This window comes from Psychromonas sp. (assembly GCF_983033635.1).
Map to the genome: position 1 here is coordinate 1 of NZ_CEZLMY010000117.1, position 9,340 is coordinate 9,340.

General features: G+C 39.2%; 9 protein-coding genes. All 9 read left to right on the forward strand.

What is annotated here, in order from left to right:
• Positions 1-14 precede the first annotated feature (14 nt).
• Entirely contained in the window at positions 15-842 is an 828-nt protein-coding gene (gene dapF / locus AC4GME_RS13510) for a diaminopimelate epimerase (protein ID WP_490377393.1), read from the forward strand.
• A gap of 100 nt (positions 843-942) precedes the next feature.
• Complete coding sequence (xerC, locus tag AC4GME_RS13515) at positions 943-1,842, forward strand: tyrosine recombinase XerC (RefSeq protein WP_490377392.1); 900 nt, start codon at positions 943-945, stop codon at positions 1,840-1,842.
• Positions 1,843-1,870: 28 nt separating this feature from the next.
• Positions 1,871-2,578, forward strand: coding sequence for an HAD-IA family hydrolase (locus tag AC4GME_RS13520; RefSeq protein WP_490377391.1), 708 nt, complete (start codon positions 1,871-1,873; stop codon positions 2,576-2,578).
• A 36-nt stretch (positions 2,579-2,614) separates the two neighbouring features.
• Positions 2,615-4,786 (forward strand): DNA helicase II, encoded by a 2,172-nt coding sequence (uvrD, locus tag AC4GME_RS13525; protein WP_490377390.1) that lies wholly within the window; start codon positions 2,615-2,617, stop codon positions 4,784-4,786.
• 530 nt (positions 4,787-5,316) lie between these two features.
• On the forward strand, positions 5,317-5,772 hold the full coding sequence (locus tag AC4GME_RS13530; RefSeq protein ID WP_490377389.1) for a hypothetical protein: 456 nt from the start codon (positions 5,317-5,319) through the stop codon (positions 5,770-5,772).
• A 150-nt stretch (positions 5,773-5,922) separates the two neighbouring features.
• A complete protein-coding gene (argS, locus tag AC4GME_RS13535; RefSeq protein ID WP_490377388.1) occupies positions 5,923-7,671 on the forward strand; it encodes an arginine--tRNA ligase in 1,749 nt (582 codons plus the stop codon).
• A gap of 2 nt (positions 7,672-7,673) precedes the next feature.
• Positions 7,674-8,216 carry an SPOR domain-containing protein gene (locus AC4GME_RS13540; protein ID WP_490379575.1) on the forward strand — a complete coding sequence of 181 codons (543 nt, stop codon included), beginning with the start codon at positions 7,674-7,676 and terminating at the stop codon, positions 8,214-8,216.
• A 148-nt stretch (positions 8,217-8,364) separates the two neighbouring features.
• A complete protein-coding gene (hslV, locus tag AC4GME_RS13545; RefSeq protein ID WP_490377386.1) occupies positions 8,365-8,919 on the forward strand; it encodes an ATP-dependent protease subunit HslV in 555 nt (184 codons plus the stop codon).
• A 12-nt stretch (positions 8,920-8,931) separates the two neighbouring features.
• The coding region (locus tag AC4GME_RS13550; protein WP_490379576.1) for an AAA family ATPase at positions 8,932-9,340 on the forward strand (409 nt) is incomplete at its 3' end.

Genomic DNA, 9,340 nt, shown 5'->3' on the forward strand with positions numbered 1-9,340 from the left:
AACAACGAGAAATAATGAATATTCAATTTTCAAAAATGCACGGCTTAGGTAATGACTTTATGGTCATAGATAACGTCACGCAAAACATTTTCCTTTCCAAAGATGCGATTAGCCGTTTAGCGGATCGTAACTTTGGCATTGGTTTTGATCAGTTACTAATGGTTGAAGCCCCTTATGATCCTGAGTTGGATTTTCATTATCGTATTTTTAACGCTGATGGCAGTGAAGTTGAGCAGTGTGGTAATGGCGCACGTTGTTTTGCACGTTTTGTGAAAATGAAAGGCTTAACGCAAAAACGAGTGATTAATGTCAGTACCGCCAATGGTAAAATTCAGCTTAAAATAGAGCAGGACGGCAATATAACCGTCGATATGGGCAAGCCTATTTTAGATCCAGCTAAAATTCCTTTTACTGCTAAAAAAGAGGAAAAAACGTATATTTTACGGGTCGATGATCACACTGTGATGTGTGGTGCCGTTTCCATGGGTAATCCGCATTGTGTTGTTTTAGTTGATGATATAGATAAAGCGCCGGTGGAGACCTTAGGGCCGTTACTGGAAAACCATGAGCGTTTTCCTAATAAGGTAAATGTTGGTTTCTTAGAAGTTAAAAGCCGTGACTTTGCACGTTTACGTGTTTGGGAGCGGGGGGTTGGTGAAACGCTTGCTTGCGGTACGGGTGCTTGCGCAGCAGCGGTTATCGGTCAGTTACAGGATAAGTTAGATACTCATTGTACAATCGCATTACCGGGCGGAGAGTTACGCTTTTTCTGGCAGCCAGGACAAAGTGTCAGAATGACAGGGCCTGCAGAATTTGTTTTTGACGGGCAAATTCAAATTTAACGACTCTCTTCTCTGTTATTATTAAAAGTGTAATTTTCCCTGTTTCGCAGGTGAAATTACACTTTTTTTGTTATTGGCTGAAAAACAATTGAGTAAAACTATGATTTCTTTACAACCACTTATCGATAGTTACTTAAACCATATTGCCAGTCAACGCGGTTTAAGCCCTGTTACCATTAAAAATTACCAGCGGAATTTGGCAGAGTTTGTTGAACTGTTAAAACAAAAGCAGATAAATAACTGGGTAGATTTAGACAGTCATAATGTTCGTTTAATGGTTAAGCAACTTCATCAAAAAGGGATTAAAGCACGCTCTATTGCCACTAAATTATCGGCCTTACGTTCGTTTTTAGATTACTTAGTACAATTTGAACTGCTAACGCATAACCCTGCAAAAGGGATATCAGCCCCCAAATTAGATAAACCGCTTCCTAAAAACATCTCCGTCGACGAAATGTTTCAACTGCTTGATATTGATGAAAGCGATCCACTGAGTATTCGCGATCAATGCATGATGGAGCTAATGTATTCTTCAGGTCTGCGACTTAGCGAGTTAGTTGGTATTAACTTAGCTGATATCAAGTTATCAGAAAAAGAGATAATGGTGACAGGTAAAGGCAGTAAACAACGTTTATTACCGATCACAGATAGAGCAGTAAAAACCATCAAACAGTGGCTTAAAGTTCGTCCCGATTTTTGTATCGCAGGTGAAAAAGCATTGTTTGTATCTAAACAGAAAAATCGTATCTCGGTGCGTAATGTTCAATCACGAATGGAAAAATGGGGGTTAAAACAAGCGCTACCAAGCCATATTAATCCACACAAATTGCGTCACTCTTTCGCCACACACATGTTAGAGTCGAGCGGCAATTTACGCGCGGTGCAAACCTTGTTAGGCCATGCGGATTTAGCCACTACACAGATTTATACTCATCTGGATTTTCAACATTTAACAGAGGTTTATGATCAAGCCCATCCGCGCGCTAAACGGAAAAAATAACCCTATACCCAGTTTCGGAATTTTTATTATGAAATATTATCGCCCGCTCAAACCTTTTAAAGTCATCAGTTTTGATCTTGATGATACCTTGTACGATAACCGCCCGGTTATCAAAAAAGCAGAAAGTTCAATTATTGTTCATCTTAATCAGAGATACCCTGAACTTGCAGAGTTAACACAAAAACAGTGGCTACTGTACAAAGACCTTGTAGCAAAAGAATGTCCAGAATTAAATCACGATGTTTCTTTATGGCGGATTAAAACGCTTACCCGTGTTATGACTATCTATGGTATTCCGCAATTTAAAGCAATTGAATATGCTAAAGATGCTTTCAGTAAATTTCTAACACTTCGCAGTGACTTTGTCGTACCGCAAGAAAGTATTCAATTACTTGATAAATTAGGAGAATCCTACCCTGTAATTGCAATTACTAACGGTAATGTTGATGAGCATAAAATCCAACTGCACGATAAATTCCAATTTATTTTAAAAGCGGGAAATGGTTTTAAATCAAAACCACAAGGTGATCTGTTTATAGAAGCAGCCAGACGTTTAAATATTGAAGTCAGTGATATTTTGCATGTCGGAGATCATTTAGTCAGCGATGTTTACGGCGCGCAAAATAATGGCGCACAAGCGGTTTGGTTTAATCCCAACAGACAATCATTAACTGGCGCCAGGTTATTACCCGCAGTTGAAATCAGCCATTTAGATCAGCTATACAAACTGCTATAGTTACTTTTCACTGAATGAATAAACAGGTACTTTAGGATGGATGTTTCTTACTTAATCGATGGTTTAAATGACCACCAACGCGCAGCTGTTTCCGCTCCAGAGCAGAACATGCTTGTTTTGGCTGGCGCCGGCAGTGGTAAAACACGTGTTTTAACCCATCGTATTGCATGGTTAATGCAAGTTGAACATATCCCAACCTACGGTATTTTAGCGGTAACTTTTACCAATAAAGCAGCCAAAGAGATGCGTAGCCGTATTGCCGATATCTGTCCGCAGCATATTGGTTCAATGTGGATTGGCACATTCCACGGCATTGCCCATCGTTTATTACGCTTGCATTATCAAGAAGCTAACCTGCCAGAACAGTTTCAAATTATTGATAGTGATGACCAGCAAAAAATGATTAAGCGTATTATCAAAAGCCTGAATTTAGATGAAAAATACTACCCGGCAAAAGAACTGCAGTGGTATATCAACGATAAAAAAGATGAAGGTTTACGCGCGAAGCATATTGAAGCCGGATACAGCCTGCAGGAAAAACAACGCCTGCAAGTTTATCAAGCCTATGAAGAAGCCTGTCAGCTGGCTGGTTTAGTCGATTTTGCGGAACTGTTATTACGAGCTCACGAACTGTTATTACAATATCCATCACTGTTACTGCATTATCAGCAGCGTTTCCGTCATGTCTTAGTCGACGAATTCCAGGATACCAATAAACTGCAATATGCCTGGTTAAACCTGCTTACCGATAACAACAATTATCTAACGATAGTTGGCGATGATGATCAGTCTATTTATGGCTGGCGTGGTGCGGATATTGAAAATATCCAACGTTTTTTAAGAGAAAAAAACAATCCAGTCACAGTGCGTTTAGAGCAAAACTACCGCTCAACTGGACATATTCTAAATGCCTCAAACCAACTGATTAAAAATAACAGTGACCGTTTAGGTAAAGAGCTGTGGACGAGCGGTGAAGATGGCGCACCAATTGCAATTTACAGTGCGTTTAATGATTATGACGAAACGCGTTATATTACCTCGCAACTGCAGTTATGGAAAAGTAGTGGCAAGAAATTAGCTGAATGTGCCATTTTATATCGCAGTAATGCGCAGTCTCGCCTATTTGAAGAGCAGTTAATGGCGCAGCAGATCCCCTATCATATCTATGGTGGTCAACGCTTCTTCGACCGTTTAGAAATAAAAGATAGCGTCGCCTATTTACGTTTAATAAACAATCATCAAGATGACGCCGCATTTGAACGTGTGGTCAATAAACCAAAACGTAAAATCGGCAATACCACGCTGGATAAAATACGACTTTGTGCCCGCGAACAGGGTTATACCATGTGGCAGGCGAGCCTTTATTTAATTGAACAAAAACAGCTCAGTGCGGGGGCGAAGAGTTCATTAGCAGGGTTTATTGAATTAATAAACCGCTTTAAAAGTGAAACCTCTGAACTTCCTCTCTTTCAAATTGTAGATCATGTTATTGCCCACTCGGGCCTGCATGCGATGTTTGAAAATGAAAAAGGTGAGAAGTCTCGCAGTCGTATAGAAAACTTACAAGAGCTTGTTTCTGCAACAAAATCCTTTGTTATTCCTGAAGAAGAGCAGGATATGAACGAACTCACTGCATTTCTCGCTTATGCGGCATTAGAGTCGGGTGACAACCAGGCAGATGAATTTGAAGATGCTGTGCAGCTGATGACTATGCACGCAGCAAAAGGCCTTGAGTTTCCGCAAGTATTTATGGTTGGCGTGGAGGAAGGTATGTTCCCGGGACAGCAATCAGCCGATGATGAAACCCGCTTAGCAGAAGAACGTCGTCTTTGCTATGTAGGCATGACACGCGCAATGCAGAAACTCACAATTTGCCATGCAGAAAGCCGCCGTTTATACGGACAAGAAAAATTCCACTCGCCTTCACGTTTTATTAACGAACTTCCGGAACAGGATATTGAATATATCCGTCTTAAAACGCAAGTTCGCAGGGTACAACAACCAACAATCAAACAGCCAAGTTTTAAAGGCGAAAGCCAGGATGTTTTAGGTTTTACGCTTGGTCAACAAGTAAAACATCCAAAATTTGGAGAGGGTACAATCACAGCTCAAGAAGGTAGCGGCGAGAACAGTCGCTTACAAGTACACTTTATGGGTGCAGGCAGTAAGTGGTTAATGACCGCCTATGCACGACTTGAAACGATATAGGTAAAAACCTCTTGAAAATGCCGATTCAGAGCCTCGCTCGGATGACAGAACAAGCGCAATATATAGAGAAATATTATTCCCTTTATTGCAACTCAGTACTGGCCTTCGAGTAAGCTAAATAGCACCTATCTTAGTCGTTATAAGGTTACAATTTATAACGACTCATATCAATTTGCTTAATATTGAGATCTATTTTGGAAGTGCGACTTCAGTCGCGCCAGTAGTATTGCGGTTTAAACCGCCCCTCCAAATATTAAAACAGATCAATTAGTTTTGCGGATTGATATCACTTATCGACTTGCTGATTGCTGCATTTCTGAAGAGCTTTGGTCTAAGTTGTTGATATTAACTATCATAGTAAAAAACTGAATATCAGTGAGAATACTGCTTAATATTTAACCTTATTTATTATGAAATTAAAAAAGATTAACTAGACTTAAAGTGTATCGAATATTTCTTTTGTTGCCAAAATTCAATGGCAGTTATTAAAGTTAGCTTAGATCGAAAATGATCATGCTAAGGAGTTTGTTATGCGCTTTAAACCAATTAAAGATTTTTTGGCTTATGTAGAAGAGTGCCATATAGCACTTGCTGATCTTTATCTGCGACTTAGCCGGGAAGCCAGTGATGAAAAAGTTAAATTATTACTCGATTTTATGAGAAATAAAGAACAGTTATCTTACCTTCACCTCCATGAATATGCACAACAAGCACCGACAAGTATACTGGAAACATGGTTAGATAATGTATTTGATCAAAGCTTTCCCATGAAGTGTCAACAGATGAATTTACAACCAGAGCTAGCTATTGATGACGTGGTTGCTTTAGCGATGAATTTAGATACCCAGCTGATTGAATTGATGCAGACAGCGGCTTATAACTCACCGACTATAGAGGCAGAACTCGCGCTTGAAAGTCTAAGTAATCAAGAAGAAGAAACACTGCATCAGGTAATAATGGCAAGTAATGAATTTGAATATATGTAAGTAATACGCTTTATATACCCCATAACAAAACGGAAAATTACTTTCCGTTTTTTTATGCTCCTATTTTCCACTGCTATCACTAGTGTTCATCTTCGATAAACGGTAGAATCGGCGCTTATTTATTAGTCCGTATCAATTGGTGATTTATCTATGAAAGCGCATATCCAGCAACTACTTGAGCAAGCGATTGTTTCTCTACAAACACAAAATATTCTTCCTGAAGATATTAAACCACGCATTGCTATTGATCGCACTAAAGATAAATCTCATGGGGACTTTGCAAATAACTTGGCGCTGATGTTAGCAAAACCTGCAAAACAAAATCCTCGCGCTTTAGCTGAGTTAATTGTGGCAAATATCCCACAATCAGATTTAGTAACAAAAATGGAAATTGCAGGTCCAGGCTTTATTAACTTTTTCATTAATCCAAATCATCTTGAAAAACAGATTGATGGTGCTTTTGCAGATCCTAAATTAAATGTTGAAACTATTGAAAATCCACAAACAATTGTTGTCGATTATTCATCACCTAATCTTGCAAAAGAGATGCATGTCGGTCATTTACGTTCATCGATTATCGGTGATGCAGTCGCACGTACATTAGAATTCCAAGGTCATAATATTATTCGCCAAAATCACGTAGGTGATTGGGGTACACAATTTGGTATGTTGCTCGCTTATATGGAAGAGTTACGCGCTAAAAATGAACCTATTGATAACAACCTTGCCAACCTTGAACTCTTTTACCGCGCAGCCAAAGGTCGTTTTGATGAATCAGAAGAGTTTGCAACACGCGCCCGTAATTTAGTTGTTGAGTTACAAGGTGGTAATGAAGAGTGCTTAAAACTCTGGGCTGAATTTAATGAAATCAGCCTTTCACACTGCCAGGAAACTTATGATCGTTTAGGCGTAAGTCTAACTCGTGAAGATGTACGTGGTGAAAGTACCTATAACGATGATTTATCTGCTGTTGTTGCTGACTTAGATAAAAAAGGTTTATTACAAGAAAGCCAGGGTGCCAAATGTGTATTTTTAGAAAGTTTCAAAAATAAAGAAGGCGAACCGCTTCCAGTTATCATCCAGAAAAAAGATGGTGGCTTCCTATATGCAACATCTGACTTAGCTGCGATGCGTTACCGCCAAAATGAGTTGAATGCCGATCGTGTCCTTTATTTTGTAGATGCACGCCAAGGTTTACACTTCCAACAAGTATTTGAAGTTGCACGTTTATCTGGGTTCGTGAAAGAAGATACGTCTCTTGAACATATGCCATTTGGTACTGTTATGGGAGAAGATGGTCGCCCATTCAAAACGCGTTCTGGTACAGTTGCAAAATTAGCAGATCTCCTAACTGAAGCAGAAGTGCGTGCATACGAGTTAGTAAAAGAAAAAAATAAAGATATGGATGAACAGGAGCTTCGTCATATCGCATCTGTTGTTGGTATTTCATCAGTTAAATATGCGGATCTTTCTAAAAACCGCACCAGTGATTACACTTTCAGTTTCGACAGCATGTTAAGCTTTGAAGGTAATACAGCACCTTACCTGTTATATGCTTACACACGTGTAGCAAGTATCTTTAATAAAGCCGATATTGCAATGGACAGCGTGACAGCTGATATCTCACTAACTGAAGAAAAAGAGATAGATCTGGCAAACAAACTAATACAGTTTAACGAGATTATTAATAATGTCGCTAAACAAGGCATGCCTCATTTCTTATGTTCTTATCTGTTTGAATTGGCGGGTCTGTTCTCAAGCTTCTACGAAGCTTGCCCTATTTTAGTTGCAGAAACTGAAATACAAAAACAAAGCCGTCTGAAATTAGCAGCATTAACCGCTAAAACACTTAAACAAGGCTTATCACTTCTCGGTATCAACACATTGGAACGCATGTAAAGATGGCGACCGTTAATAGACGTAAACCAGCGAAGCCGGGCAAAAAAAATAATCGAACATCTCGTAATCGCCCGGTTAGCAAACGCAATCAGCCTAAAAAAGGATTTCCTTTATTAGCGACTTTTGCTGCACTTTTATTAACGGGTTTTATCGGTTATTTTATTTTTGCCGTGGAAAAACCAGAAACACCTGTTGTTATAAAAAAAGAGACGGTAAAAAAAGAGGAACAGCTTCCAGAAAAACCGCAACCTCAGTGGGAATATGAAGATACTCTCAAAACAAAAGAGATTGAAGTTGATATCCCTGTTGAAAATAAAACAACACGCCCTTATCAAATGCAGTGTGGTTCATTCCGCAGGCAAGGTGATGCGGAATCATTAAAAGCACAGATTGCATTCCAGGGATTAAATAGCCAGGTCAAAAAAACAGGTAATTGGTACAGGGTCATTTTAGGTCCTTATGAGCGAAAACGCCCAGCAGAAAAAGATCGCCATAAATTACAACGCGCTAAAATCGACGGCTGTCAAATATGGTTCTGGCGTTAATTTATTTTAAATAATATAAAAGGGTAAAACATTAATTTACCCTTTTAGCTTTTTATCCCCCTTGAAAACTCAATAATCCCCCATATATATATATCTATAACAGCCTAATTACACGGCTCATTCTATTTATAAGTTCAAAGGTAATAATATGACTACTATTGTTTCAGTACGTCGCGGTAACCAAGTGGTTGTTGGTGGTGATGGTCAAGTTTCTCTCGGTAATACAGTCATGAAAGGCAATGCACGCAAAGTGCACCGTTTATATAACGATAAAGTAATAGCTGGTTTTGCAGGCGGTACTGCTGATGCATTTACTTTATTAGAACGTTTTGAAGCTAAATTACAAGCCCATCAAGGTAATCTAGAACGTGCAGCGGTTGAATTAGCTAAAGATTGGCGTACAGACAAAATGCTGCGCAAGCTAGAAGCATTATTGGCCGTCGCAGACGCAAAACATTCTTACATCATTACAGGTAACGGTGATGTGGTTAGACCGGAAAATGATCTGATTGCAATCGGCTCAGGTGGAAACTTTGCACAGTCAGCCGCTACTGCATTATTAGAAAATACAGATTTAGACGCTAAAACTATTGTTGAAAAAGCGTTAACAATTGCTGGAAATATTTGTGTCTTCACCAATACCAATCAAACTATTGAATGTATTGATTACGAAGATACTAGCAAAACAGAAAGCGATAAATAGGAATAAATAATTATGTCAAACATGACACCAAAACAGATAGCACATGAGTTAGATCGCCATATCATAGGGCAAAATAATGCCAAACGCGCTGTTGCAATAGCACTTCGAAACCGCTGGCGCCGTATGCAGCTTGATGAAGAGATCCGTCAAGAAGTAACACCAAAAAACATTTTAATGATCGGTCCAACCGGTGTCGGCAAAACAGAAATAGCACGCCGTTTAGCAAGACTTGCCAACGCGCCATTTATTAAAGTTGAAGCAACAAAATTTACTGAAGTTGGTTATGTTGGTAAAGAAGTCGAAACTATCGTACGAGATTTGGTTGATGTAGCCATTAAAATCACCCGCGAAGAAGAGATGGAAAAAGTAACCCATCGTGCGGAAGATTTAGCTGAAGATAAGATTTTAGATATCCTTATCC